Genomic DNA, 25,860 nt, shown 5'->3' with positions numbered 1-25,860 from the left:
CAGCGCACTCAGGGCGCCGCCGCCATCATGGTTCATTAGTCAAACTGGGTAACATCGATCAGGCGATTGGCCAGCGAAAGGTCGCTCTCGATGGGCACGAACTCGTCGCCCACGTGCATGAGCTCCTCGTCACCCTTTGCCAGCAGCAAGACAATGGTGGGAGCATCGGGGTTGACGTACTCCTCGCGCGCCGCCTTGAACGCCGCATGCACAGCGGCTTCGCGGTCGAGGATGATCTTGTTCGGCGTATCGTCGGGAACATGCTCGGCAAGCTCGCGACAGACCTTCATCGGGTCCTCGTGAGCTGGATCCTCGTTGGCAAAGATCATCAGGTCGGAATACGGTGCGGCCTCGCGCGGAAGCTGCTCGCGGCGCTCCTGCGCCTTGCCGCCGGCAGCGCCAAACAGCGCAATGACGGGGCTAGCGGGAAACGCGCGCTTGACCGACGAGAAAAGCGAACGGAACGAAAGCTGGTTGTGCGCATAGTCGACGACGCAGATCACGCGACCGTCCTTCGACTCCACGACCTCCATACGGCCCGGCACACGCAGTTTGGAGAGGCCCTTCTTGATGGCATCGATACCGATGCCGATCTCGCGCGCAGCGGCGATAGCGACCAGCGCGTTCTCCACGTTAAAGTCTCCCGCGATACCCAGCAGGATCTTCTCCCCCGCCTCGGACTCGTCGGCGCTCATGCCGTGCAGGTTAAACTCGATGTTAAAGCCGACCATGCGTACGTCGCTCGCCCACAGGCTTGCCTCGGGATGCTCGACGCCAACGGTCACCAAGCGCTCGGCCGTCGACGCTGCCTCCAGCACACGGTCGACCTCTTCGGTGCCCAGATTCACCACGGCGGTCTTTGCCTGGTCAAAAATCCTGAGCTTGCTCTCAAAATAATCCTCAAACGTGGGGTGTTCGATCGGCGAGATGTGGTCGCGGCCGATGTTGAGGAAGCACGCCACGTCAAACGGCAGATTCTCGACGCGTTGGTACTTGAGCGCCTGGCTCGAGACCTCCATGACCATGGACTGGCGACCGGACGTGCGGCAGTTGGCGATATGGCGCCAAACCTCGGGGGCCTCGGGCGTAGTATTGGTGCTCTCGTAGCACTCGATACCATCGTCGGTACTCACCGAGCCGATCATGCCGCAGGACTCGCCCGCCGCTTTGATAATCGACTGGAGCATAAAAGCGGCCGTGGTCTTTCCCTTGGTGCCGGTGATGCCCACGATCTTGACGTCGTGGTCGGGACGGTCGTAGACCTCCGGCGGCAACAGGGCCATGGCCGTGCGAACACTATCAACAACCAGCATCGCAGCACCGCTCTCCTTCGCCAGCGGCTCCAGAGACTCGACCAGCGACTCCTCGCACACAAATGCGACGGCGCCCGCATCGAGCGCCATGCTCAAAAACGCGGGCTTAAAGGCAGCACCTTTACAGAAGAACACGTCACCTGCCGAGACCGCGCGCGAATCAAACGAGCAACCGGTCACGGCACGCTCGTCAACCTGCTCTGATGCGCGCAGCTCGCCGCACACATCGAGCAGCTTGGCAAGCGTATCGACCGTGGTCACGGTCGCGGAATCCGAATGGTGCATCTTTCACCTTTCTCAGCCATTTGGCAGGGACGGTTTTCATAGTAACTGAAACGTGCTCGCGCAAAAACGGCTCCCGGAGGAGCCGTTACGCGCAGGCATTCGTAGGCCGAGACTAGGCAGCCTGAACAGAAGGCTGGCCCTCGTCGATAAAGAAGCGCTTGTACCACACTAGGAACACGAGCGGCGTATAGATCTTGCGCTGGAAATCGCCCTTGCCCGCAAAGTGCAGATCGAGCAGGTGCATGAGTTCGTCGGTATTGAAGAACTCACTTGCCCACGGCGCGGTGAAGTACTCCTTGACATAGTCGTACCACTTTTGCTCGCGCAGCCAGTAGACAATCGGCACCGGGAAGCCCACCTTGGGACGGGTGGCCCACTCATCGGGCAGCGACTTGTTGGCAGCGTGGCGGAGTACCTGTTTGTTGCCGTTCTCGTTGATGCGGTAGCGGTCGGGAATGTGCTCGGCGAACTCCATGACTTTGCGGTCCAGGAAGGGCACGCGCAGCTCCAGCGAGTGTGCCATGCACATCTTGTCGGCCTTGAGCAGAATGTCGCCCGGGAGCCACATGTTCATGTCCAGGTACTGCTTCTTGACCAGTTCGGGCTGACCCTTCACGCGTGCGTAGATGGGTGCAGCGAGCTCGAAGGCGCCGTCGCCGGTGTTGTACTCGGGCTTGAGCACGCCGTCGACCTCGCGCTCCGGCCATACCAGAGCCTGTCCCAGGAACGACTTCTCGGGGATCTCGGCACCCTTGACCAGGAAGTTATGTCCCTTGAAGTACGGCATATGCAGCGCCAGGTTACCGAGCGCGCGACGGATGGGCAGCGGTACCATCTTTTTGTACTTGCGCACCGGGACCGTATCCTCGTAGTAGGCGTAGCCGCCAAAGAGTTCGTCGGCGCCTTCACCCGAAAGCACCACGGTGACGTCCTTGCGGGCCATCTCGGCCAAGAACCACAGCGGCACGGAAGACAGGTTGGACTGCGGCTCGTCCATGTGATACTGGATGTCCTCGAGCGCACCGAAGAACTCGTCGGCGGTAATCATCTTGCGAACGTTTTCGACGCCGAGCTTATCGGAAAGCTCCTTGGCGTAGTTGGTCTCGTTGAAGTTCTTGTAGTCAAAGCCCACCGAGAAGGTCTTGTCGGGCATGAGGCAAGCGGCGATGTAGCTGGAGTCGACGCCACCGGAGAGGAACGACGCGACCTTGACGTCGGCGATGCGATGGGCCTCGACGCTCTCGTGCACGACCTCGTCCAACTCATCGACATACTCTTCGAATGGCTTCTCGACGGCAGAGTAATCGCAATCCCAGTAGCGCTCGATGTTCATCTTGCCGGTCGGGATATCGGCGGTAAAGTAGTGCGCCGGCGGCAGCTTGTAGACACCCTCGAAGAAGGTCTCCTCGGTTGCCGAATACTGCAGCGTCATGTACGGACGCAGGGCCTTTTTGTTGACCGCCTTGTGGAAGTGCGGGTAGTCCAGGAAGCTCTTGATCTCGGAACCAAAGAGCACGCCCGGAGCGCCGTCGCCCGCATCGGCCATGGGATAGTAGTAAAGCGGCTTGATGCCAAAGATGTCGCGGGCGCCAAAAAGCTTGTTCTTCTTTTTGTCCCAGATGACGAAGGCGTACATACCGCGCAGGCGATCGAGGACGGCCTCGCCCCACTCCTCGTAGCCGTGCAGGAGGCTCTCGGTGTCGGCGCCGCAATGGAACTTGTAGCCCTTGGCTTCGAGCTCGGAACGGAGTTCTTGGAAGTTGTAGATCTCACCGTTGAAGACAATGACGACGCTACCGTCCTCGTTGGCCATAGGTTGGGCGCCGGCCTCGGTCAGGTCGAGGATCGACAGGCGGCGGAAGCCGAGGGCAACGCGGCCGTCGATAAACTGACCGCCCATGTCGGGACCGCGATGGACGATGCGGTCCATCATCTTGGTGAGCACCTCGGATTGGTTATCCGTCCCACCGACAAAACCGACAAAACCGCACATATACTATCCCCTCTGCTGTTGCTGGGCATCAAATCGAATCAGTAGCTTTTGAGTATACCCGAGGGCGTAAAGAGGGGCGGAATGTTCAGGCAATCTCAACTGAATCAGCTCCGCTGTGACACGCGCGAGTTACCTTTAATGGATATGAGGTGAATGAGGCGATTGTTTTGCTATACTCTCTCCGCACGGGCGATTGGCGCAACGGTTAGCGCAGGTGCTTTACACGCACAAGGCTGGGGGTTCGAATCCCTCATCGCCCACCATTGAATTGGAAACGGTCCTCGAAAGGGGACCGTTTTTGTTTGGGCCCATTTCATGGGATTCGAACCCGCAAGGGTGCGGAGCTGAGGAAACGCGAAGCGTTTTCCAGCGCAGCACGCGAGGAGCGAAGCGACGAAGCGGATGCGGGCGGCGGAGCCGCACGCGGACATCCCTCATCGCCCACCACTGATTTGATAGGCTCCCAGCAATGGGAGCCTTTCTTTTTTGGGCCCAGCGCATGGGATTCGAACCCGCCAGCACGTCTGTCACAAAGGCCGTGGCCAAATAATGGCAAAAATGAGTACTGCTACTTTGCTTGCAACATATAAACAGATAGTGTTTGCTTAGGTTACGCAACATATGTCCATTATAAGGACTAACAGTCAGATCAAAATCGTGTATTCATCGCCATTTCGACTTGCCATCTGGCCTTATTAGTCCAAAATTGCTGCTACCAAATCGGTAACAGTACTCATATTTGATGTTTTTTGACCAGCAGGTCTCCCTGCCTTAGCAAATCTAAGGCAAAACGGGCTCCAGACCGCTGAATCATGCCGCATAGGGCACGTCCGCAGTCCGGAACTCGGTCCAAATTGAGTTATTGCGCCGCGTTAGCCCAAAACACCCGACAGGATCTCGATCAGACTGTCCACGTCGGCTTCCTCGCAGACGAGTGGCGGCAGGAAACGCAGCGTATGCGCACCCGTAGCGTTGATCACGGCACCGGCGGCCAGCGCGCGGGCAACAACACCATGCGCGTCGCCCGCGGCATCATCCAAATCACAGCCGAGCATCAAGCCGCGACCACGTACCTCGGTCACGTGCGGCAGCTTGGCGAGCTTTGCCTCCATATAGGCACCCACCTTGGCAGCATGCTCGGCATAATCGCCACGCACAAGCGCGGAGAGCGTCGCGGCACACGCCGCGATGGCCAAGCAGCTACCGCCAAAGGTCGAGCCGTGGTCGCCCGGCTTAAACACGTCGGCAATCTCCTTCTTCGCCACGACGGCACCCATGGGCACGCCATCAGCAATGCCCTTGGCAAGGCTCATGATGTCGGGCTCCACGCCATAGGTCTGGAACGCAAACGGCTTGCCGGAGCGGAAGATGCCGCACTGGACCTCGTCGGCGATAAGCACGGCGCCCACTTCGTGTGCCAGGTCGCGCGCCGTAGCCATAAACTCCTCGGTCATGGGATGCACACCGCTCTCACCCTGGATCGGCTCGAGCATCACGGCACAAATTTCGCTCCCCAGCTGCTTAAAGATCGCACGCAGCTCATCCACATCGTTGGGCGTGCAGGCCACAAAGCCACCCGGCAGCGGGCGGAAGCTGTCCTGCAGCCAATCCTGCATGGTGGCGGCAATGGTCTCGAGCGTACGGCCGTGGAAGCCGCCGCGCATGCACACGATGGTGTTGCCGCCATTACCGGCACGCTTGGCGTACAGGCGCGCGAGCTTCATCGAGCCCTCGTTGGCCTCGGCGCCAGAGTTGGCAAAGAAGGTCTCCCAAACCTGCTCATCCGCAGCCGGGGCACCAAGAGCAGCTGCCGTGGTCTCATCGCCGGCGGCAATGGCATCGGCAAGCACGCGCGCACCATCTACGTCGTCGTTAGCAAGCTTGGACAGCAGCGCCGCGACCTGTCCGCGCTGCTCAATGTAGAAGTAATTGGAGACATGCATGAGCTTTTTGGTCTGTGCCTCGAGCGCCGAGAGCACAGCCGGGTCGCCATGACCTAGGCTGCACACGCCGATGCCGGCAAGAAAGTCGAGGTACTCACGGCCATCGTCGCCGGTGAGCTTCATGCCGTGACCCTCGACAAACTCGACCGGAGAGCGGCCAAAGGTATGCATAATGTAATGGGATTCAAGCGATTGCTGAGCTGCAAGTGACATGAGATGCCTTTCGTTGGGCGCCAGACGGCGCGGGGCTATGGGTGCAGGAATGGGGCGGCTGAGGGTCAGCTAGACCGTCTGAAGCTTCTCGACCTCGTCAAGGTTCTCGGTCAGACGCGCAGCAAACGTCGAAAGCGGATGCGGATGCGTATCGAACTCGTAAGCCGTCTCGGTGGAATGGATCACGGTGCCGACGCCGGCATCGGTCAGCAGCTCCAGGAGCAGCGAATGCGGCGTAGTACCGTTAATGATGTGGGCACGAAATACGCCGCCGGTAAGCGCATCGACGGCCGCACGCAGCTTGGGAATCATGCCCTTATCGACCTCGCCGCCGTAGAGCATTTCGTTAACCTCGTCGAGCGTTAGGTTGGAGATAAGCGAGTCCTTGTCGCTAAAGTCCTTGTACAGGCCATCGACATCGGTCAAAAAGATCGCCTTATGCGCGTGGAGCGCCGTGGCAACGGCACCGGCGGCGGTGTCGGCGTTGATGTTGAAGAAACCGCCGTCCTCCCCCGCCGCGACGGTAGCGATGACGGGGATGTACTCGCTATCGAGCAGGCGCTCGATATAGTCGGTGTTGACGTGCGTGACCTTGCCTACGCGGCCGAGCTCTGGGTCGAGTGGCTCGGCGATAAGGGTGCCGGCGTCGCTGCCGGACACGCCCACGGCCAGGTTGCCGTGGTGGTTGAGCGCCGCGACCAGCTCCTGATTGACCTTGCCGCCCAGTACCTCGCGCACGATGTCCATGGTGGCAGGCGTAGTCACGCGCTGGCCGTTCTTAAACTCGACGGGGATGTCGTAGTGGCTGAGCGCCTCGTTGATAGCCTTGCCGCCGCCGTGCACGATGACGGGACGCATACCGATGATCTTGAGCAAAACGATGTCGCTCATCACGTCGCGGCGCAGCTGCTCATCAACCATGGCGGCTCCGCCATATTTGATAACAACCGTCTTGCCGGTCAGGTTCTTAATCCACGGCAGCGCTTCGAACAGCAGCTGCGCGGTTGCTTCGTTGGATTCGCTCGAACGACAATCGCGTGCGAATTTCATAATCTGCCTCGTCTTTCGTATCGTTATCGCGCCGTACTCCGCCGTCCGCAATCGCGGCAAGATGCGCAGCATGCCTGGAATCTAGGAACGGTAGTCGCCGTTGATGGAGATGTATTCATGCGTGAGGTCGCAGGTCCACACAGTCGTTGCCGCGTCGCCTGCGCCCAGGTCGGCCGAGATCACGATCTCGGGCGCCTCGAAACGTCGTAGAGCCTCGTCCTCGTCAAAGGGAACAGTCAGACCGTCGCGACAGACAGGCATGCCCATCATGTCGATGGAAACGTCTTCCTGATTAAACTTCACGCCGCACTTGCCAAGCGCCATAGCAACACGGCCCCAGTTGCAGTCGTGGCCGGCGATGCAGGTCTTAACGAGCGGCGAGTTGGCGACGGCACGGGCGGCGATATCAGCTTCCTCGTCGTTGGCGGCTCCGGTAACGTTGACCGTAACAAGCTTGGATGCGCCCTCACCATCGGCGGCGATATTGCGCGCCAGGCTCTCGCACACCTCGTGCACGGCAAATGCCAACTCGTCAAAGGCATCGGAGCCCTCGACGATAGGCTCGGCATCTGCGGCAGCGGCGCCGGAGGCAAGCATGATGCAGGTGTCGTTGGTCGAGGTGTCGGAATCGACCGTTACCTTGTTAAAGGTCTGCTTGACGGTCGAGAGCAGCAGGGCATGAAGTGCCGCAGGCTCGACGGGGGCATCGGTGGTGATAACTGCGATCATGGTGGCCATGTTGGGCATGATCATGCCCGAGCCCTTGCACATACCGCCCACCGTATAAGCGTTGCCCGCATGGCCCGCAGCCTCGCTGCGATAGCGAACGGCATACTCCTTGGAATGCGTATCGGTCGTCATGATGGCACGGGCCGCATCGGCACCGCCATGGGCAGAGAGCGCCTCGTAGGCGGACGGGACGGCTGCCTCAAACGTGTCGATCGGCAAAATCTGTCCGATCACACCCGTCGAGGCAACCAGGATCTGCTGGGGCTCGCAGCCAATAACCTGCGAGGCGATGTTGCACGTCTCGCGCGCGCAGGCTAGGCCGGTCTCGCCCGTGGCAGCGTTCGCGTTGCCGGAGTTGATTGAAACGCCGGCGATGATGCCATAGCCCTTGTCCGCACCGCCCAGGTTGACACGGCTCACCTGCACGGGCGCCGCGCAAAAGCGGTTGGTCGTAAACACGCCGGCGCCGGGACAGGGCTTATCGGGCACGACGAGCGCATAGTCCAAGCGCTCGGGATTCTTCCGGAATCCCGCATGGATGCCTGCGGCCTTAAAGCCAGCTGCCGCCGTAACGCCACCCTCGACGGCGCGTATCTTAATATCAATCAGGTCGGTATTCATCGTCCCTACGACTCCCTATATCAAATAAAAAAGCGGGCATCGGCTGGCACGCCATACCGGTCGCAACTACTAGACCAGCTTAAAAGTGGCGCCCAACTCGATACCCGACTACCAAATCGCTAACAATCGAATGTGCTACACCGGGCACGCCACTGTGAGCAAGCCTCGTCGCTCGTCAAAGCCAAAAACGATGTTGGCGCACTGGACCGCCTGGCCCGCAGCACCCTTGCACAAATTGTCGATGGCGCCCGTCGCCACCAGCACGCCTGCACGCTTGTTGAGCGCAAGGCCAATCTGGGCGGCATTGGTACCGACGACCGAAGCCGTCTTGGGCTGCTGGCCGGCATCGAGCACGCGCACAAAGGTGCGACCGGCGTAAAACTTCTTGTAATGGTCGACGACATCCTCAAGAACCAGCGCGTCGAGAGCCTGCGGCGCGAGCGGCATCGTCACCGTGGAAAGCAGGCCGCGCTTGAGCGGTGCCAAGTGCGGGGTGAAGACGATGCGGTCGGCCAGGCCGAGTATCTGCTCGATCTCGGGCGTATGACGATGCTTGCCCACGCCATAGGCTTCCAGGTTCTCGTCCGCGCTGCAAAAATGGGTGCGGGCGTTACAGGACTTGCCGGCACCCGTCACGCCGCTGATAGCGTCAACGATCACGGGACCGCTCTCGGCCACCCAGCCCGCACGCACGGCAGGAGCGGCTGCAAGGCTCGTTGCGGTGGGATAGCAGCCGGCGCAGGCGACCAACACGGGCTTTCCGGCGGCATAATCGGATGCGGCGGTCTCCAAGTCCTGGCAGAACAGCTCGGGCAGGCCGAAAGCGCGGGTCTTGAGCAACTCGGGGCTCGTGTGCTCGACGGCATACCATGCCTCAAAGACAGACGCGTCGCTCAGACGGTAATCGGCCGAAAGATCGAAGCAGGACACGCCAGATGCAAGCAGTGCGGGCACCTGTGCCATGGCAGCCGTGTGCGGCACGGCCAAGAAGACGGCGTCGCAGGATTTAAGCTCGGGGGCGTCATGCGTGGTGAAAACCAGATCGCTCACGCCAGCAAAGCTCGGATACACCGCGGACAGCGGCTGGCCGGCATCGGCGTTGGACGTAATGGCAACAAGTTCAAACTCGGGATGACCGAGCACGAGGCGAATGAGCTCGGCTCCGGCATATCCAGCCGCGCCGACGATTCCAACCTTCAAAGACATATCAGACTCCTTGTCTGCGATTTATGCACCGATGCGCATTTCGCAGCGGCCGTTATGAAGTGGGTTGAAACTTTAGCACCAAAAGATGCATGAATACGTAAATGGCTTGCATATTCATGCATTGAAACATTCCCGACACATTCGCTTGAAGGAATTGACAAATGGAGCGGGCCCCGTATTGACCGGCGCTCCTAACGGCACCGGGCAATACGGGGCCCGCCCATGCGAAAACCAAGTTGTTAGGATGAGCCAGCCGGCTAGAGCTCGACCGGCACCCATTCGTCGTGATTGCAGATAAAAGCCTCGGGATCCTCGACGCTAAAGAAGACGAGCGTGGGGTCGTTAGGCCCCTCATAGTGCTCGCCCAGGTGCTCTAGATGCTTCCACCCGGCTTCGCGCATTTCGTCTAAAGCCCGGTCATCCAAGCCGGCACGCCCGCGCAAGATAAGCCAGCCATGGCCCGGCCACCAACTCGTGGCCTCAAAGCGCTGGTTTTGCAGCAGCTCTTGCCACACATCTTTGGTGCGCGCTGTTACAAACCACAGCTTGCCATCCTGGATCTGCGCAAACGAAAACGGACGCACATGAGGCTGTCCGTCAACGCTCGTCGCCAAATACCATGCCGGCACCGACGTCAGATACTCCAACACCGTATTCAATCCGTCCACGTTTCCTCCTGTACTAGTTAGTTTGGGAACCTGGTTTGTGCGAGCTAGAGCTCCAGGCGCTCCTCGCTGCCGTCGATATCACAGAAGCGCGCGGCAATATTGCGGACCGAAAAGAAAGCAAGGCGGCCGTCGTTGGCACTCTCGTGTTCCTCGCCAATGCCCACCATGTGCTTAAAGCCCGCTTGACGCACCTTGTCGCTCGCAACTGCGTCGTCCTCAAGTGCGGCTTCGCCGGTCAATACGATCCAACATTCCCCCGGCTTCCAGCCCGAGAGCTCAAACTTGGGATTCGCACTCAGCTCCGCCCACACATCCTTGTCGCGCGATGTGCAAAACCACAACTTACCGTCATCGACCATGGCAAACGAAAACGGTCTCACGCGGGGCTGATGTCCGTCGGCCACATCGGTCGTGGCCAGATACCACGCCGGAATGCGCCTGAGATACGAACAGGCGCGCTCAAGCTGAGCCGTGCGGTCGTTGTCGGTCATAGGGACCCCTTTCTTGCGCTCGAATCGCGCCTAAACAAGTTGAAGGTTGATGACGATGACGCAGATGAGCAGCAACGCCGTCACCACCGCCGCCAACGCATCGCCGCGGCCAAACGTAAGCGCATGCAGGCGCGTGCGGCCCTGCTCGCCATGATAGCAGCGTGCATCCATGGCAGCAGACAGCGTCTCGGCATGGCGGAACACGCCGGTGAACAGCGGGATCGCCACACTGCCGAGCATGCGTACGCCACCGAGCGGACCGCCCGTCACGCGCGCACCGCGGCTTGCCTGTGCATCGGCCGTCTGCTTCATCTCAGTGGCAAACTGCGGCATAAAGCGTAGCGCGATACCCATGATCATGCCGAGCTCGTGCGTAGGAAGTCCCACACGCGCAAGCGGCGCGAGCAGGCGCTCAAAGCCCGCGGTGAGGTCGAGCGTCGGCGTGGTGAGTGTAATGGCGCTCATACCGGCCATCATCAACGTCAGGCGACACGCCATAAAGGCGGCAGAACGCAGTGAGCCCTCGCTTATCTGCAGAAAGCCGAGCTGCCACAGGATGCGCCCACTCTGATCGGTAAACAAGTTGAGCACCGCGACCACGACGACGATTGCCAGCAGCGGCGCCATCGACGACAGAACGCGACGAACCGGCACCCGAGACACGGCATAGGTCAGCACAACGAAAATTGCGACCGGGGCCAGTCCGCGGAAGCCACTGACCGTGAGCGTCGTGATCAGAAACACAAAGCCCAAGAGCAACTTGGTTCGCGGGTCCAGGCGGTGGATTGCACTATCGCCGGGATAGTAGCTGCCAAACGAAAACGCCTCCATCAGCAGCCCTCCTCTCGCGCGACCGTCTTGGATTTAGCAATGTCCGAGACGTTAGAAGAACCGCCCGAGCGACCGATTAGCAGGTCCACCAACTCGTCTGCCAGCGACTCAACCGTATAGAGCCCGCCGCGACGCAGCGGCACGCCCGCCTCCGTAAGCGCCAGCGCCATACGCTGGGCGGCGGGAACGCCCAAGCCGATCGACTTGAGCTCATCGGCATGCGCAAACACCTGCGCGGGGGTTCCCTCGGCAAACACCGCACCTTCGTTCATTACGACGATACGGTCGCAGCAATTGGCCAGGTCATCCATGCTGTGCGAAACCATGACAACGGTCAGGCCCTCGCGATGGAGTCGACCGATGAGCCCTAGGAAATCCCTGCGCGCAGCCGGATCGAGCCCCGCCATGGGTTCATCGAGCACCAGGACTTCGGGCTCCATGGCGAGCACGCCGGCGAATGCCACACGCCGTTGCTGACCGCCCGAAAGCTCAAAGGGACTCTTGTCGCCGACCGTGGAAAGGTCGAGGCCCACGCGCGAGAGCGATGACTCGACACGACGGTCGACTTCATCTTGCGGCAAGCCAAGGTTGTGCGGACCAAACGCCACGTCCTGCGCCACGGTTTCGGCAAACAGCTGACGCTCAGGATATTGAAACACCACGCCGACCTTGGCCTTAACCGCGGCGGCGTCTTTCTTGTTTGACAGATCGAGCCCCAGCGCGCGAACGGATCCCTCCTGGGGGCGAATCAAACCGTTGAGATGCTGGACCAGCGTCGACTTACCCGAACCAGTATGACCTGCCAAGCCCAGGAACTCGCCGCGACGCACCGTCAGCGATACATCGCGCAGTGCCCACGGACTGCTGGGGTCGTTTCCCCAGAGAGCCTGTTTGCTCGATTTGCCCGCAGTGGCCGAGCGCTTATGCCAGCGGCGGCGCTCGCGCGGACTGAGCGAATAACTGTACGAAACATGGGATAGCTCTATGACGGGCTCCGACGCGTTGCCCTCGTTGTCTACCGGAACAGTGCCGTCAGCGATTTCCAACTGGGATGCGGAAGACTGCCCCGCGGTGCCTGCCCCACTCCGCTCGGCATAAGCCTGCGCAATCTCGGCGACCATATCCGCCTCACGCACCTGCGCGCAAACGGGCACGCCCTTCGCACGAAGTGCCCTACCTAGGCAGCACGACGCCGGCATATCCAGGTTGAGCTGCGCAAGCTCATCCGCCCGCGTCAAGATTTCCTCGGGCGTACCGAGCATGGCAACGTGCCCCGCCCGAAACACCGCGACACGATCGGCCTCGGCGGCCTCCTCCATAAAGTGCGTAATCATCACGATAGTCATGCCACGATCGTGAAGTGCGCGGCACGCTTTCATAAGACCCTTGCGTCCGCGCGGATCGAGCATCGAGGAGGCCTCATCCAAAATGAGCACGCGCGGCTCCATGGCGAGCACGCCGGCAAGCGCCACGCGTTGCTTTTGACCACCCGAAAGCGCATGGGTCTCGTGGCGCTCAAAGCCCACCAGGCCCACGCCCTTCAGCGCCTCGCGTACGCGCTGCGCAATTTGCGCCGATGGCACGCCAAGGTTTTCGGGACCGAACGCAACGTCATCTTCGACAAGCGTTGCCACCAGCTGATCATCGGGATTCTGGAATACCATGCCCGCGGTCGAACGAATGTCATAGACCAGCTCGAGGTCGGACGCATCCATACCGTTGATACGCACCGTGCCCGCATCGGGCTGCAACAGTGCATTCAGATGCTTGGCAAACGTCGACTTGCCCGACCCATTACCACCGAGGATGCAGAAAAACTCGCCGTCCTCGATGTTTAGATCGACGCCGTCGAGCGCCGGCACGGCACCGTCATAGCTAAAGGAAACGCCCCGACACTCAATCATGCGCGGCCTTTGACCTGGTCCTTCTTGGGCGTGATGAGATTAGAGACCGCCTTGTACACCGCCAGCGTGAGTACCGAGTTAAGCACAGTCTTGATGAGGTTAAACGGCAAAACAGCGGGAAGCATGAGCGGCAGAATCACATCGGCCGAGCCATACCAGAACCATACGCCAATAGTAAGGTTTGCGACCATAGACAGCGCTGTAGCGGCAATGACGCCGAGCACCAGGCCAATCACGGCACCCTTGTAGGTGTGCATCTTCTGATAGACGATAGCCGCAGGCAGAATATAGCCCAGCGTGGCAACCAAGTTCATAAGCGCACCGACCCAATCGCCCGTGGTAAGCGCATGGATAACGATCGCCATAGCGGCAACAGCTGTGCCGGCACCAGGGCCATACGCAAATCCACACACCATCGCCGGCACCAGCGACGGGTCATACGTCAAAAACGGCGCCGAAGGAAGGATGGGCAGCTGCACATACATAAACAGGGCGCCCAAGGCGCACATCAGCGCCATGGTAACGAGCTGTTTGGTGCTCCACCTATTCGTGTTCTCAAAATGGATATGCTGCGACTGTTCAGACATAAGATCACCTGCCTCTTTCATCCGGACTCTAACCGTTGGTACTGGGATCTCACCAGTTCAGCCGGCATGCGAACCAACGCACACACGGGTCGCGGACTCATCGGCTCGGTCGCAGGCACTTTACCTGCGCCACGGTACCCCTTTGGCACCGCCCGATTTACCGCCAGTGGGGAATTTCACCCCGCCCTGAAACAGCAATTGCAAGTGTAGCACCAGTAGGCTTTCGCGCAAGTATGCCAAGGGTAATTTGTGGCGGAGATCAGTTGCCAAAACAACCACGTTCCCCACCCATCCCAAAGTAACGCGCCTTTCGCGCAAAGCGCGAAACAGCGAAGGGGACACGTATCCCTATCGACCACATCCTTCTCCGCCCGCCGACCTCAAGGCCGTAAACGCAGGGAATCCGGGGGCGGGACGGGGACTTCTCTCCGGAATATTCCGCAGGACGCAAAGAGGCTCCGCAGCGCGAAGCGCGATGCGGAGCCTCTTTGCATGTCCGAGGACGTTCCGGAGAGAAGTCCCCGTCCCGCCCCCGGATTCCCGGTGGGAGTTCTAGACCTTGTCGGCCTTAGTACATACCGCCGCCCTGCTGACCAGCGGTAGCAGCAGCGATAGCGTCCTCAAGCTGAGTGTTTTTGGGCACATCGGAGACGGTGGCCTCGGTGATGAGGATCAGGCTGGCGACAGAAGCAGCGTTCTGCAGGGTGACGCGGCTGACCTTGACGGGGTCGAGGACGCCCATCTCGATCATGTCGCCCCACTCGCCGTTGGCAGAGTTGAGACCCTGGCCGGCAGGCAGCTCGGCAACCTTGTCGACCACGACAGCGCCCTCAAAGCCAGCGTTCTTGGCGATGGTAGCGACCGGAGCGGTCAGAGCCTTCTTGACGATATCGACGCCGATCTTCTCCTCGGGGTCGTCAAGCTCAACGGCGTCGAGCGCAGGAGCAGCGTCCATGAAGGCGACGCCGCCACCGGCGACGATGCCCTCCTCGACAGCAGCGCGGGTAGCCTGCAGGGCGTCCTCGACGCGATGCTTGATCTCCTTGAGCTCGGACTCGGTAGCAGCGCCGACCTTGATGACGGCAACGCCACCGGAGAGCTTGGCCAGGCGCTCCTGGAGCTTCTCACGGTCGAAGTCAGAGGTGGTGTTCTCCATCTCACCCTTGATCTGAGCGATACGAGCGTCGATGGCCTCCTTGGAGCCAGCGCCGCCGACGACGACGGTGTTGTCCTTGGAGATGGTGACGGACTTAGCGGTACCGAGCATATCGGCGGTAATGTCAGCGACCTTCACGCCCAGCTCGTCCAGGGCAGCCTGGCCACCGGTGAGGACGGCGATGTCCTCGAGGATGCGCTTGCGGCGATCGCCGTAGCCCGGGGCCTTAACGGCGCAGACGTTGAGGGCGCCACGGATCTTGTTGAGGACCAGGGTAGGCAGAGCCTCGCCGTCGATGTCCTCAGCGATGATGAGCAGGCCACGGCCAGCGCGCTGGACAGCCTCGAGAACGGGCATGATGTCCTGAACGCTGGAGATCTTCTGGTCGGTGATGAGGATGTACGGATCCTTCATCACGGCCTCCATGCGGTCGTTGTCCGTGACGAAGTAAGCGGAGACATAGCCCTTGTCGAACTGCATGCCCTCGACGGTGTCGATGGTGATGTCGAACGTCTGGGAATCCTCGACGGTGATGACGCCGTCCTTGCCCACGACCTCCATGGCCTCGGCGATCTTCTCGCCGACCTCGGGGTCACCGGCGGAGATGGTACCGACGGAAGCGATCTGCTCCTTGGTCTCGACCGGCTTGGCCTGCTTCTTCATCTCGGCGACGGCGGCGTTGACGGCCTTGTCGATGCCGCGACGGATGGCCAGCGGGTTGGCGCCAGCGGCGACGTTGCGCAGGCCGTCGTTGACGATGGCCTGGGCGAGCAGGGTTGCGGTGGTGGTGCCGTCACCCACGGTGTCGTTGGTCTTGGTGGCAACCTCCTTCACCAGCTGGGCACCCATGTTCTCGATGTTGTCCTCGAGCTCAATCTCCTTGGCGACGGAAACGCCGTCGTTGGTGATAGTCGGAGCGCCGAACGTGCGCTGCAGGGCGACGTAGCGGCCCTTGGGACCCATGGTGACGGTAACGGCGTCGGCCAGAGTGTTGACGCCCTTGGCGAGCTTAGCGCGGGCATCGGTGTTGAACGTAATGTTCTTTGCCATGGTGAGTAATCCTCCAAAAGAAATGTGACTCGCGTCGCCGCTTCCGAGTCCTATGCGGCGACCGCGTTCAAAGACGAATCAGAGAGCCTGGTGAGATTAGGCCTCGACGACGGCGTAGATGTCGTCGGCGCGCATCAGCAGATACTTCTCGCCGTCGACCTTGACCTCGTTGCCACCGAACTTACCGTAGATGACAACGTCGCCAACCTTGACGTCCATGGGGATGCGCTCACCCTTGTCGTTGACCTTGCCGGCGCCCACGGCAACGATGGTGCCGCGCTGCGGCTTCTCCTGAGCGTTGCTGGCGATGTACAGACCAGAGGCGGTCTTCTGCTCGGCCTCGTCGGGCTTGACCAGGACGCGATCTGCAAGCGGCTTCAAAGACGACATGCTTGTTTCCTCCTTTGTGGGCCGCGCGGTCATGCCGCGCGGGTTAACCCTTTTTGTTTGCGTACGCGTTGAATGGTACCCACGAATGACGGGTTATACAACACAGAGTCAAAAAATCTTATTTTTTGGCACTTAGATTTTCTGAATGCCGGTGGATAACTTAGCGGTGGCTCCCGTGTGGCTCCGGAGGGGCGGGGCATAAGGTTTCCTGCTCGGGCAGTCCTGCTCGCACGAAGGCCACATTAAGTGGCCTTCGGCTCGTGCGGAACTCGCGATAAACCTTATGCCCCGCCCCTCCGGAGCCACACGGGAGCCAGGTTAACTAATTCGGTCCCGGCATTCATAAAAGTCGGTGCAGCAAAATGGCGATGCAGATGGTGCGAATAAGAAAGGGGCACGTTGCTGAAACGTGCCCCTTATAAGTGGGGTATGAGGCTAGCGCTCGTAGATTAAGTTACCTGCCAGGTAGGTGGCCTGAACCTTGGTGGCTTGGAGCTCTTGGGGGTCAACGGCGAGCGGGTTTTGGTCCAGGACTACCAGGTCGGCATACTTGCCCGGCTCCAAGCTGCCGAGGTTTTGCTCGTCGCCCGCTGCATAGGCGCTGCCCAGGGTGTAGTTGCGCAGGGCCGTTGCTGCATCGATGCGCTCGCTCGGCAACCAGCCGCCCTCGGGCCAGTGGCTTTTGGGGTCCTGGCGCGTGATAGCCGTGTAGAGCACGTTCATGCTGGTAACGGGCGTGATAGGGCTGTCAGTACCGAAGGCTTGGCGAATGCCGCGCTGCTTATAGGTCGCAAACGGCCACATGATGCGGCTGCGCTCCAAGCCCAGATCGCGCTCCGGTCCACCCGGGTCGAGCGTAATGTGGCAGGGCTGGCTCGAAGCAACCACGTTGAGTTTGCGTAGGCGGTCGATGTCCTCGGGCAGAAGGTTCTCCAGGTGCTCGAGCGTATTATGGCCGCGCTGGGGCAGGCCGTACAGGTCGGCGGCCTCCTCGAAGATATCCAGCGCGGCATGAATCGCACCGTCACCAATGACGTGGATGCGCACGGTGTGGCCTCGCTCCGCGGCCGCCAGAACCAGCTTGCGCATGCGCTCAGCCGGGACCGTCAGACGGCCCTGGTCGCCCGGGAAGCGCGGATTGGTATAGGGCTCGGTGAGATATGCCGTGTGTTCGCTCGACACGCCGTCGAAGAACTGCTTAAAACCCGGCGCCGAAAGCAGTGCGTTGTTCGCGTAACGTACCTGCAGCTCTTCTAGACGCGACTGGTCATCCAGCAGCGTGGGGAACAGATGGGCACGAATGCCCAGCTTGCCGGCCGTCTGCAGTTTGTCGTAGACATCGTCGCGGATAAAATCGCAGCCCGGCATGGGCATGAGCGACATATCGCAGATCGAGGTAATACCCTGCTCGGCCATGCGCCTCATTTGATCGGCGTAGGCGCTTGCGATGCGATCTTCGCCCAGCCACTCAAGGCAGCGCGGCAGCAGCTGCATGGCAGCCGCTTCGTGCGCAATGCCCGTGAGCTCGCCGTTTGCGTCCTTGTCGTAGCTGCCGCCCGCCGGTGGCTCGCTGTCGCGCGTGACGCCGAGTGCATCGAGTGCGCGGCTGTTGAGCCACAGCGTGTGGCCGTCGCCCGAGTACATGACGCAGGGACGATCGGGGAATGCTGCATCGAGCGACGCCTTGGTAGGATGCTCGGGCGGGTCCCAACGGTAGTCGCGCCAGCCCTGCGTTACAACCCAAGCGTCGTCGGGCAGGTCCTGGGAAAACTCGAGCGCATGTTGCACCAGCGCCGCCTCGGACGTGCCCATGTCCATGAGCATGTACGGCGAGGAACCGACCGAGGTATGGAAGAAGTGCAGATGAGCGTCATGGAAACCGGGGCAGACAAACTGCTCGCCGTAGTCGATAACCAGCGTGGCGGCGGGAGCGGCGGCGATCACGTCATCGGGCGCACCGGCTGCGACGATACGGTCGCCTGCGATGGCGATCGCCAACTCGCGGGCGGTATCGATGCCGTCTTGGGCGGTAAAAACGTTCTTGGAGCGGATGATCCGATCGATATGTTGCATGGGCATCCCCATCTCTGGCAGGAAATTCAACACCCCCGAGTGTACTCCCCCGCCCTTGCAACAAAACCCCAAGCGGCAAACGGCAACTTTACCAGCTCTAGCGGCAGGTGGCATACTGGAGAGAGCCTGTACGATTTTGCGATCAACCCAGCAAGGAGCAAATCGACCATGACGAAGACCAAGGCACAGCAGATTATGGCGGCAACCGAGGTTCGCGCGGCAGACGACGTCACCGCGGCCATCCAAGATATCGCCGCCGAGTTTGAGCCCTACATCATTAAGCAGCGCCGGCACTTCCATAAGCACCCGGAGCTGAGCCTCGTCGAAGAGCGTACGACTTCTGACATCGCCAACCAGCTCGACGCCATGAATATCCCCTACGAGCGCCCCCTTAAGACGGGCTTGGTGGCGACCCTTCGCGGCACCGCGCCCGACGCCTATCGCGAAGACGGCACGCCGCGCCGCCGCATCCTGCTGCGCGCGGATATCGATGCCCTGCCCGTCACCGAGCAGACCGGCGAGGAGTTCGCCAGCGTCAACGAGGGCTGCATGCACGCCTGCGGCCACGACTGCCATATCGCCATGATGCTCGGCACGCTGCAGATCCTGCGTCATATGACTGACGACATCCACGGCGAGGTCCGCATCGTCTTCCAACCCAGCGAGGAAAACGGCCAGGGCGCCAAACTCATGATCGGCACGGGCGTGCTCGACGGCGTCGATGGCGCCTACGCCGCGCATATCTGGAGCGAGGTCGACGCCGGCACCGTAAGCTGCGAGCCTGGCCCGCGCATGGCCAATACCGACTGGTTCCGCATCGATGTCCGCGGTACCTCGTGCCATGGCGCTATGCCCCAGCGCGGCCACGACGCTGTCATGGTTGCCGCCGAGATCGTCAACGCCCTGCAGACCATCGTCTCGCGCGAAATCAGCCCCTACGAGCCGGCCGTCATCACCGTCGGCGAGCTGCACGGCGGCACCGCGCGCAACGTTATCGCCGGCACGGCCTACCTCGCCGGCACGGTGCGCACCTACGGCGATTCGACCCACGAGGAAATGCCGGAGCTTATGCGACGCATCGTGGAGCATACCGCAGCAGCTCTGGGCGCCGAGGCAGAGCTCACCGACTACACCATCGCCAACTACAAGGTCGAAAACGACTCAGCTTCGAGCGAGCGCTGCCGTCAGGCCGTAATCAAGTGCCTGGGCCCCACCGGTCAAGGCCATTACCGTGGCACGCTCTCGGGCGAGGATTTTTCGGAGTACCTGCGCCGCGTGCCGGGCGTGCTCGCCTTTGTAGGTACGCGTAACCCCAAGATTGGCGCCACGTACGCCCAGCATTCCTGCTTTTACAAGATCGACGAGTCGGTACTGTCCAAGGGTTCCATGGTAGCCGCCCAGTATGCCATCGACTTTTTGGCCGAGCCCACGCAAGAGGAGCTCGACGGCCCCACGATCGCCGCGGTTGCCGAAACCAACCCCGACTTGGCCGCCAAACTGCGCTCTGCCAAGGCAACGGCCGCCGAGGCTCGCGACGCCATGCACGATGCCCGCACCGCCCGCCATGCCGCAATCAAGGGCATCCACGATGCGCGGGCTGCCGCTCGCTGCGAGGGAAAGCACGACGAGTAGTCGATTCGCTGGCATCTCGCAGTCATAGCCACATCGCGATGTCAAAGCGGGGGCGGACGTTTCGACTCGTCCGCCCCCGCTCATTTGTCAAACGCTATTTCTGCCATTTGTACCCCATCCCCAAATGGCAGAGCCAGCGTGGGGGTTCGAGGTGGATGATATCGGTGGGAACTCCGGCGGGAGCGTGACCACCAAAGAGCAGGCCCGCGTCTGCCGGATTGATAAGGCGCACGATCCATACGGCGACGACCAGCACGCACAACATGGCGACCGCAATGTCGATACCACGCTTTAGCTTGCTCGATGCCACCTCCTCGCGCACGAACGCGAGCACAAACGCAATCGGTACCACCCAAAACAGCGGATGGTAGGCAAAGGCCGCCGCAAAATCGAGGCGCAGCGCCGCCAGCCACGCCCTCGTCATACCGCATCCCGGACAAGGAATGCCCGTCATCAATCGAAAAATGCAGCCGATGTCGAGCAGGTAGAGCGCGAGCCAGGCGACAAAGAGCGCGCCGGTGCAAGAAAGGGCGCGGCGAAGGAGCTCCGCCGTGCCCTTATGTCCCTGGGAGCTGTTCACGCCGCCCTTATTGTTAGGCATGAGCGCCAAGACGGATGTTGTAAGCCGTTGCCATGGCATTGGTATTATTGATGATGATGTTCATGGCAAAGATGGGGCCAAGACCGCACAGCAGCACGCCGATGATCTGCCACAGAAGAACGGTGGTGCCGTTTTCCTGGAACACCAGGCCGTAGCGAGGAGCGTTGGCCTGCAGGCGGTTGCCAATCTTGTAATACCAGTAGTACGCGTAGAAGCCGCAGGTCACAAACGACAGCAGGATGAATGCCGCCAGACCCGGCGTGGAATCGCCGTCGTCCTGGCACATGACATTGATGTCGCGGGCCAAGCAATACAGGAAGTAGAACGAATAGATACCGCAGGTCACAAGAGAGAGCAGCAGCCAGCCGATCAGGCTGCGGTCAGCCTTGACGGGGCCATAGTCCATCGGAGCGGATGCGGACTGTTGGGCGTATTGACCGGTGTACTGCTGCTGACCGGTGTACTGCTGCTGAGGCTGGGGCGCGGGCTGAATAGTCTGGGCCGGAGCGGGCTGGGGCTGCGGGGCCGCAGCGGCAGAAGCGGCACCAACGGCGGATCCGCAAACAGGGCAGAATTTGGCATCATCCGAAATGGGAGAGCCGCAAGTGGGACAGAACATCAACTTCTCCTTTTCCTAAGGCGTCGCACGCCTTCAAACCTAACACGTCTATGTCCTCAACAATAGCCGCGACGTTGTTGCGCAACATTGGCCAATTTCCGAGAAATTTTGCTGCAACCGTTTTCCCAGGCATTTTCTTGCTTTCGCAGTAGAAAAAGGCACCCCGGACTCAGTTGCCCAGGGCGCCTCGACCGACTATTCGGTTTGATTGTTTTCGGCAGCAGGATTATCGCCCGGCTCATCCGCCGGCGTGGCAACGGCATTCCAATCGGGTTCCGCAGGCGTCGCCTCGGGCGCCGGTACGGGTTCAGGGGCAGGTGCCGGAGCAGGTGCAGGCGCGGATGCCGGGGCAGGGGCAGGCGCGGGTGCAGGGGCAGGTGCAGGGGCAGGTGCCGGAGCAGGTGCAGCACCAGTGGCGGCCGTGGGATTGAATCCCGCAGGAGCAGGCTTCTTCTCACCCGGGAGCACAAACGTCAGGACGTCGTCGGTATCCTCGTCGGACCACTCGCTGGCATGGCGTGCCGCCCAATAGCCAACGGCGCGATACTTGAGCATCTTGCCAAACACAGTCAGGAACACCGTGACAAAGGCAACAATCATCAAGAACAGAATGAGCGTGATGCCGCCGCCCGTGATGATTGCCTCGAGACCCGAAGGACGAGAATAGTAGCCGTAGTAGCCATAGCCGCTAATGCCCAGCGCGGCAACAAAACCAAAGATGGCGGTGAAAATCCAAGTGATGATATTGGAAACAATGCCCGTCAAAAACTCGGGGAGAATCGATGCGCAGAACAACTTGCCCAGGTTGGCCTTATAGGACTTCCAAACCTTCTCGAGCGAAAACGCGCTCTCCACGCGGCCGGCGACTGCAAAGTGCATCACAGCGGCATCGCCAAACATCTTAAAGAAGATGCCCAGTACCACCGACACGATCATGGCAAAGACAAGCAGACCCATCGACCCGATGAGTGCACCCTCGAGGCTGCTCGAACCGTAGTAATAGTACGAGCCAACGGCACCGATCACAGCGCTCTCAAGCACCGAGAACACCACACCGATCACCGGAATAATGGCTATGAGCCGGAGCACGTTCGTAATGACAGACGAGAAAATGCCCAATCCAAACGAGGTCGAGCGCAACAGCGGACGCTCCATGCCGTTATCATCCTTGAGCGACAGGTCACGACCCCACTCGATAGCAAAGCCGGCACCGCACACGCTTGCCACGTACGCAAGCAAAAAGCCAATGGCCGCCGCAATGCCACCGATAACGGGGATAAACAGCACAAGCACCGACACGACGCAGATCAGCGCCGGCAAAAAGGCGATTTGGCATACGCGAACCAAGGCGCCGGGAACCTTGAGCATGTCGTTGAAGGCCTGAGCCATGCAACCCTTGGGCGCGTTCATAGCCGGCTGGGGCGCAACGAACGGCTGCGGCTGCGGCTGGGCAAACGGCTGACCCTGCGGCTGAGGTTGAGCTTGCGGAGCGGGACCGGCGGCCTTAACCTCGGTATTAGGGGCACCGCACACGCCGCAGAACTTGTCGTTATCGCCCATGGGGGCGCCGCACTGCGAACAGAACATCGAAATCATCCCTTCGTATCTAGAGCGAATCACCTGGATCGCAAACGATGTCTTTGGCATCATTATCACCCAATGTGGGATCAAATACTCAAAGATGACCGATTTGCAAGATACACGGCGCCAGCAGGCGGTTCGTTGAATACGTCTGCGCTAGTTCGTTCCGCGGAAGCCCTTGCCGACGATCTCGGAGCTGTCGACAATCGTGATAAAGGCACCCGGATCGACTTCGCGCGCATAGCGGCGCAGCTGCACGGCCTCGCGACGGCTCAGCACGCTCATGATCACCGTCACGCACTTGCCCGAGAAGGCACCGTAGCCGCGACTGATGGTCGCTGTGCGGTTGAGATGCTTGACGATAAACTCCTCGACCTTAAGGGGTTCGGAGCAAATGACCGTGCAGACCTTACGAAGATGGATGCTCTCGATGGCCTTGTCGACCACAAGCGTCTTGGCAAACAGGCCGAGCACGCAATACAGACCGACACGCGGGCCATACAAAAAGGCCGCGATGGTCACGATACCGATATCGACCAGCAGCAGGGCGCGGCCAATCTCGAGCGTGGTGCGGCGCTTGAGGATCATGGCAAGAATGTCCGTGCCACCCGTCGAGGCGCCGATGTCAAAGACAATAGCGCTGCCGAGCGCCGGCAAGATGACGGCAAAGCACAGGTCGAGCCACATATCGCCCGTCATCGAGACATCGGTCGGAATAAAGAGCTCAAACAGCGAAACATAGGCGGACAGCGCAAACGAGGCGAAGACACTCCAAAGAATCGCCTTGCGCTCCAAAAAGATAAAGCCCAAAACGACGAGAACCGCGTTGATAATCCACATAAAGACGCCGACGGGCAGGGTCGGGAACAGCGTGGACAGAATGACCGACACGCCCGAGGTGCCGCCAAAAGCAAAGTGATTAGGGGTTTTAAACGCAACGATGGCAAAGGCCGTAAGAATCAGGCCCAGATTGAGCTCGGCAAAAAAGCGCGGGAAACCCGGCTCCTGGCTGCGCTTTTGGCCGGCACGCTCGCCGCGCTCGATATCGGTGCGATCAACCACGCGCTCCATCGGCACTACGGGAGGACGATGCACCTCTTCGGCAGCACGCGATGCCGCCTCTGCCGCGGCGGCCTCAATCGCCCATGCCTTGCTTTCTGTTTCGTGCTCGTCAGCCATTACGGCAACCCCTCGTTAACAATTTGGAAACAATGCGCCCATTAGGGTAACGCGGAACGCGACGATTGCAACCCCTAGTTAGACGAGCGGTATGCCTACATCGGGGGGCATACAAATAACGGCCGGCCACGCTTTTGCTTGCGCGGTCGGCCGTTTAACGTTTTCGCAGATAAAACCTGCCAAAACAAACCTGTCCCTTTTTGGAAGGTTATTCGTGCTGGCTGGTGCGGTGCTCGTACTCCTCGGGGGTGATGACGTCCTCGATACGCAGGTTGACACCCGCCACCTCAAGGCCGGTCATCGCGGCAAGGCGCTCGGTGACACGTGCCTTGACATCGTCGAAGATCGCGGGCGCATAGGCGCCGTACTCGATGATGACGGAGATGTTGACGACCACGCGATTGTCATCGGTGACCTCGACCGTCACGCCCTTGGTCAGATTCTCGGCACCAAACTGCTCCTGCACAAAATGCATGAGGTTACCCTTCATGCCCAGAACGTGTGGAACCTCGCGAGTGGCCATAGCAACGATCTTTTCGATCACACCGTTGGAATAGGTCAGCGAGTCCTCGGACTCGTCTGTTTCCTCATCATCCTCGTCCGCATCATCGGCGGACTCGGCCTCGACGAGCGCCTCATCCTCGAGCGTTACGTCCTCGGCCTCGGCGGTGACGGTCTCGTCTGCCTCGAGCTCGGTATCGGCCACATCGACCTTCGTATTAAAAGCCATGGTTCCTCCTTATGCCTGCCGCGGATGCGACAGTCGAATACATATTAGCGGCCGCTAAACAGACGGCCGAAGAAGTTGACGATCCCGTTCTCGCCGTCGCGAATTTGGCCGATCACGGCGCCGATCAGCACGAAGAATGCAATGACGAGCGTGTCCCACAGGCCCAACGTGAGCACCAACACGGCGAGGATAAAGCCGGCGACGGCGCCAAGCGTGGTGTTGGGATGACGCACAGCATAGCTCCAGATGGCAGCGCCCGTACCCTTGATGAGACCCATAGCCTCGTCAAAATCCGCGGCTGCCGCGTCTTGCAACTCGGTTGCCTCTGCTTTGGAATCAACAGGTTCGCTCGCCGGCGTGGCGCTCTGGTCAATCGTCAGGCGCGGCGTACGAGCGGTCTTATCTTGATTGGTATCACTCACCGGAAACCTCCACGGTCTGGACGGTAGTCTTGGACGGCAAAAAACGGACGCGCGCGGTCGTACCCGGCGTGCCGAGCATGGTGTCGCAAGCTTCCTCGATGCGCTGCTGCATCGCGGTAGCCAAAGATGCCACGTCCTTATCGTCAAGCGCGATAGCCTCGACCTTAAAACGGACGTGCGAATCGTCGGAACCTTGGACGCGGGCCTCGACATGCTCGATCATCACGCGGTCGTCGCGCTCGGCAGCAGCCCTGGCACACGAAGAAAGCGCCGCGAGCGTGACCTCGATATTGCGCTCCCCCGCCGGATGCACGCAGAACGGCTCGCGACGAGCAAACATCAGGCGAAAGAAGCTTACCAGCACGCCGATCGCCACAACTCCGCCGCATGCCGTCACGACAATGCGCGGCATGGGGTCGCGCATCAGCAACATAAAGCGATACGTATACGGCCCCCAAAACTGGCAGACAAGCGTACCCAGCGCCACGATGGTAGCGGCAAGGTACACGATCGCTAGGGCTCGTTTGAGTACGCGCACGCGGCGCTCCCTTCAAATCTCGGCTCTCGAAATGCAAAACGGTTCGCATCATTAT

At 60.5% G+C, this 25,860-nt stretch carries 22 protein-coding genes, 1 tRNA gene and 1 riboswitch; of the genes, 2 read left to right on the top strand and 21 right to left on the bottom strand.

The genetic code is table 11. The features are described from left to right. Positions 1-35: 35 nt before the first annotated feature. Together AB5Z25_RS05280 and asnB are read right to left on the bottom strand one after the other, a co-directional pair. Positions 36-1,598, bottom strand: a complete 1,563-nt coding sequence (locus AB5Z25_RS05280) for a Mur ligase family protein (protein WP_368134972.1) — start codon at positions 1,596-1,598, stop codon at positions 36-38. Between the two features lie 112 nt (positions 1,599-1,710). Then, positions 1,711-3,591, bottom strand: coding sequence for an asparagine synthase (glutamine-hydrolyzing) (gene asnB / locus AB5Z25_RS05275; RefSeq protein ID WP_368134971.1), 1,881 nt, complete (start codon positions 3,589-3,591; stop codon positions 1,711-1,713). Between the two features lie 187 nt (positions 3,592-3,778). On the opposite strand from asnB, the gene AB5Z25_RS05270 reads away from it, so the two are divergent. After that, positions 3,779-3,854 (top strand) — tRNA-Val (locus tag AB5Z25_RS05270). Positions 3,855-4,463: 609 nt separating this feature from the next. On the opposite strand, the gene AB5Z25_RS05265 is transcribed toward AB5Z25_RS05270, so the two are convergent. The 12 genes from AB5Z25_RS05265 to AB5Z25_RS05210 all read right to left on the bottom strand — a co-directional run bounded on the left by AB5Z25_RS05265 (position 4,464) and on the right by AB5Z25_RS05210 (position 18,509). Continuing rightward, a complete protein-coding gene (locus AB5Z25_RS05265; protein WP_368134970.1) occupies positions 4,464-5,747 on the bottom strand; it encodes an aminotransferase class III-fold pyridoxal phosphate-dependent enzyme in 1,284 nt (427 codons plus the stop codon). 69 nt (positions 5,748-5,816) lie between these two features. Next, positions 5,817-6,797, bottom strand: a complete 981-nt coding sequence (gene argB / locus AB5Z25_RS05260; protein WP_368134969.1) for an acetylglutamate kinase — start codon at positions 6,795-6,797, stop codon at positions 5,817-5,819. A gap of 81 nt (positions 6,798-6,878) precedes the next feature. Continuing rightward, positions 6,879-8,147 carry a bifunctional glutamate N-acetyltransferase/amino-acid acetyltransferase ArgJ gene (gene argJ / locus AB5Z25_RS05255; RefSeq protein ID WP_195247155.1) on the bottom strand — a complete coding sequence of 423 codons (1,269 nt, stop codon included), beginning with the start codon at positions 8,145-8,147 and terminating at the stop codon, positions 6,879-6,881. A 135-nt stretch (positions 8,148-8,282) separates the two neighbouring features. Continuing rightward, on the bottom strand, positions 8,283-9,353 hold the full coding sequence (gene argC / locus AB5Z25_RS05250; RefSeq protein ID WP_271730225.1) for an N-acetyl-gamma-glutamyl-phosphate reductase: 1,071 nt from the start codon (positions 9,351-9,353) through the stop codon (positions 8,283-8,285). Positions 9,354-9,610: 257 nt separating this feature from the next. Next, complete coding sequence (locus tag AB5Z25_RS05245; protein ID WP_117745769.1) at positions 9,611-10,021, bottom strand: pyridoxamine 5'-phosphate oxidase family protein; 411 nt, start codon at positions 10,019-10,021, stop codon at positions 9,611-9,613. 44 nt (positions 10,022-10,065) lie between these two features. Further along, positions 10,066-10,512 (bottom strand): pyridoxamine 5'-phosphate oxidase family protein, encoded by a 447-nt coding sequence (locus AB5Z25_RS05240; protein WP_117648255.1) that lies wholly within the window; start codon positions 10,510-10,512, stop codon positions 10,066-10,068. Positions 10,513-10,542: 30 nt separating this feature from the next. Then, positions 10,543-11,343: an energy-coupling factor transporter transmembrane component T family protein gene (locus AB5Z25_RS05235; RefSeq protein WP_368134968.1), complete on the bottom strand. Its 801-nt coding sequence runs from the start codon at positions 11,341-11,343 to the stop codon at positions 10,543-10,545. After that, on the bottom strand, positions 11,343-13,247 hold the full coding sequence (locus AB5Z25_RS05230; RefSeq protein ID WP_195247151.1) for an energy-coupling factor transporter ATPase: 1,905 nt from the start codon (positions 13,245-13,247) through the stop codon (positions 11,343-11,345). Before AB5Z25_RS05230 ends, AB5Z25_RS05235 begins: the two co-directional genes overlap by 1 nt. Further along, positions 13,244-13,834 (bottom strand): ECF transporter S component, encoded by a 591-nt coding sequence (locus AB5Z25_RS05225; protein WP_229030478.1) that lies wholly within the window; start codon positions 13,832-13,834, stop codon positions 13,244-13,246. The genes AB5Z25_RS05230 and AB5Z25_RS05225 overlap by 4 nt, the downstream gene beginning before the upstream one ends. A gap of 5 nt (positions 13,835-13,839) precedes the next feature. Then, positions 13,840-14,032: riboswitch (FMN riboswitch) on the bottom strand. Between the two features lie 370 nt (positions 14,033-14,402). Further along, positions 14,403-16,040, bottom strand: coding sequence for a chaperonin GroEL (groL, locus tag AB5Z25_RS05220; RefSeq protein WP_022094352.1), 1,638 nt, complete (start codon positions 16,038-16,040; stop codon positions 14,403-14,405). A 96-nt stretch (positions 16,041-16,136) separates the two neighbouring features. After that, positions 16,137-16,430, bottom strand: coding sequence for a co-chaperone GroES (gene groES / locus AB5Z25_RS05215; protein WP_022094351.1), 294 nt, complete (start codon positions 16,428-16,430; stop codon positions 16,137-16,139). A 435-nt stretch (positions 16,431-16,865) separates the two neighbouring features. Beyond that, positions 16,866-18,509 carry an amidohydrolase gene (locus AB5Z25_RS05210; RefSeq protein WP_368134967.1) on the bottom strand — a complete coding sequence of 548 codons (1,644 nt, stop codon included), beginning with the start codon at positions 18,507-18,509 and terminating at the stop codon, positions 16,866-16,868. Positions 18,510-18,671: 162 nt separating this feature from the next. Here AB5Z25_RS05210 and AB5Z25_RS05205 point away from each other — a divergent pair, with 162 nt between their 5' ends. Continuing rightward, on the top strand, positions 18,672-20,135 hold the full coding sequence (locus AB5Z25_RS05205) for a M20 family metallopeptidase (protein ID WP_368134966.1): 1,464 nt from the start codon (positions 18,672-18,674) through the stop codon (positions 20,133-20,135). A 94-nt stretch (positions 20,136-20,229) separates the two neighbouring features. Here the strand turns inward: AB5Z25_RS05205 and AB5Z25_RS05200 are convergent, their stop codons facing one another. The 7 genes from AB5Z25_RS05200 to AB5Z25_RS05170 form a co-directional block, all read right to left on the bottom strand. Further along, positions 20,230-20,715 (bottom strand): DUF2752 domain-containing protein, encoded by a 486-nt coding sequence (locus AB5Z25_RS05200; RefSeq protein ID WP_368134965.1) that lies wholly within the window; start codon positions 20,713-20,715, stop codon positions 20,230-20,232. 13 nt (positions 20,716-20,728) lie between these two features. Further along, positions 20,729-21,355, bottom strand: a complete 627-nt coding sequence (locus tag AB5Z25_RS05195; protein ID WP_368134964.1) for a DUF4234 domain-containing protein — start codon at positions 21,353-21,355, stop codon at positions 20,729-20,731. 195 nt (positions 21,356-21,550) lie between these two features. Next, positions 21,551-22,942 carry a zinc-ribbon domain-containing protein gene (locus AB5Z25_RS05190; protein WP_368134963.1) on the bottom strand — a complete coding sequence of 464 codons (1,392 nt, stop codon included), beginning with the start codon at positions 22,940-22,942 and terminating at the stop codon, positions 21,551-21,553. Positions 22,943-23,092: 150 nt separating this feature from the next. Further along, positions 23,093-24,115 (bottom strand): YitT family protein, encoded by a 1,023-nt coding sequence (locus tag AB5Z25_RS05185; RefSeq protein ID WP_117821081.1) that lies wholly within the window; start codon positions 24,113-24,115, stop codon positions 23,093-23,095. Between the two features lie 208 nt (positions 24,116-24,323). Continuing rightward, complete coding sequence (locus AB5Z25_RS05180) at positions 24,324-24,845, bottom strand: Asp23/Gls24 family envelope stress response protein (RefSeq protein WP_055286786.1); 522 nt, start codon at positions 24,843-24,845, stop codon at positions 24,324-24,326. 44 nt (positions 24,846-24,889) lie between these two features. After that, on the bottom strand, positions 24,890-25,267 hold the full coding sequence (locus AB5Z25_RS05175) for a DUF2273 domain-containing protein (RefSeq protein WP_040358983.1): 378 nt from the start codon (positions 25,265-25,267) through the stop codon (positions 24,890-24,892). Then, a complete protein-coding gene (locus AB5Z25_RS05170; RefSeq protein ID WP_196022448.1) occupies positions 25,260-25,805 on the bottom strand; it encodes an Asp23/Gls24 family envelope stress response protein in 546 nt (181 codons plus the stop codon). Before AB5Z25_RS05170 ends, AB5Z25_RS05175 begins: the two co-directional genes overlap by 8 nt. Positions 25,806-25,860 lie beyond the last annotated feature (55 nt).

The organism is Collinsella aerofaciens, assembly GCF_040910325.1.
Taxonomy (GTDB): domain Bacteria; phylum Actinomycetota; class Coriobacteriia; order Coriobacteriales; family Coriobacteriaceae; genus Collinsella; species Collinsella aerofaciens_BL.
Note: the sequence above shows the minus strand (reverse complement) of the source record. Positions and strands in the feature narration are given on the sequence as shown.

Bases quoted from the DNA above. Each gene is read 5' to 3' on its own strand.
- AB5Z25_RS05280 (WP_368134972.1), bottom strand. From the start codon at position 1,598: ATGCACCATTCGGATTCCGCGACCGTGACCACGGTCGATACGCTTGCC.
- asnB (WP_368134971.1), bottom strand. From the start codon at position 3,591: ATGTGCGGTTTTGTCGGTTTTGTCGGTGGGACGGATAACCAATCCGAG.
- AB5Z25_RS05265 (WP_368134970.1), bottom strand. From the start codon at position 5,747: ATGTCACTTGCAGCTCAGCAATCGCTTGAATCCCATTACATTATGCAT.
- argB (WP_368134969.1), bottom strand. From the start codon at position 6,797: ATGAAATTCGCACGCGATTGTCGTTCGAGCGAATCCAACGAAGCAACC.
- argJ (WP_195247155.1), bottom strand. From the start codon at position 8,147: ATGAATACCGACCTGATTGATATTAAGATACGCGCCGTCGAGGGTGGC.
- argC (WP_271730225.1), bottom strand. From the start codon at position 9,353: ATGTCTTTGAAGGTTGGAATCGTCGGCGCGGCTGGATATGCCGGAGCC.
- AB5Z25_RS05240 (WP_117648255.1), bottom strand. From the start codon at position 10,512: ATGACCGACAACGACCGCACGGCTCAGCTTGAGCGCGCCTGTTCGTAT.
- AB5Z25_RS05235 (WP_368134968.1), bottom strand. From the start codon at position 11,343: ATGGAGGCGTTTTCGTTTGGCAGCTACTATCCCGGCGATAGTGCAATC.
- AB5Z25_RS05230 (WP_195247151.1), bottom strand. From the start codon at position 13,247: ATGATTGAGTGTCGGGGCGTTTCCTTTAGCTATGACGGTGCCGTGCCG.
- AB5Z25_RS05225 (WP_229030478.1), bottom strand. From the start codon at position 13,834: ATGTCTGAACAGTCGCAGCATATCCATTTTGAGAACACGAATAGGTGG.
- groL (WP_022094352.1), bottom strand. From the start codon at position 16,040: ATGGCAAAGAACATTACGTTCAACACCGATGCCCGCGCTAAGCTCGCC.
- groES (WP_022094351.1), bottom strand. From the start codon at position 16,430: ATGTCGTCTTTGAAGCCGCTTGCAGATCGCGTCCTGGTCAAGCCCGAC.
- AB5Z25_RS05210 (WP_368134967.1), bottom strand. From the start codon at position 18,509: ATGCCCATGCAACATATCGATCGGATCATCCGCTCCAAGAACGTTTTT.
- AB5Z25_RS05205 (WP_368134966.1), top strand. From the start codon at position 18,672: ATGACGAAGACCAAGGCACAGCAGATTATGGCGGCAACCGAGGTTCGC.
- AB5Z25_RS05195 (WP_368134964.1), bottom strand. From the start codon at position 21,355: ATGTTCTGTCCCACTTGCGGCTCTCCCATTTCGGATGATGCCAAATTC.
- AB5Z25_RS05190 (WP_368134963.1), bottom strand. From the start codon at position 22,942: ATGTTCTGTTCGCAGTGCGGCGCCCCCATGGGCGATAACGACAAGTTC.
- AB5Z25_RS05185 (WP_117821081.1), bottom strand. From the start codon at position 24,115: ATGGCTGACGAGCACGAAACAGAAAGCAAGGCATGGGCGATTGAGGCC.
- AB5Z25_RS05180 (WP_055286786.1), bottom strand. From the start codon at position 24,845: ATGGCTTTTAATACGAAGGTCGATGTGGCCGATACCGAGCTCGAGGCA.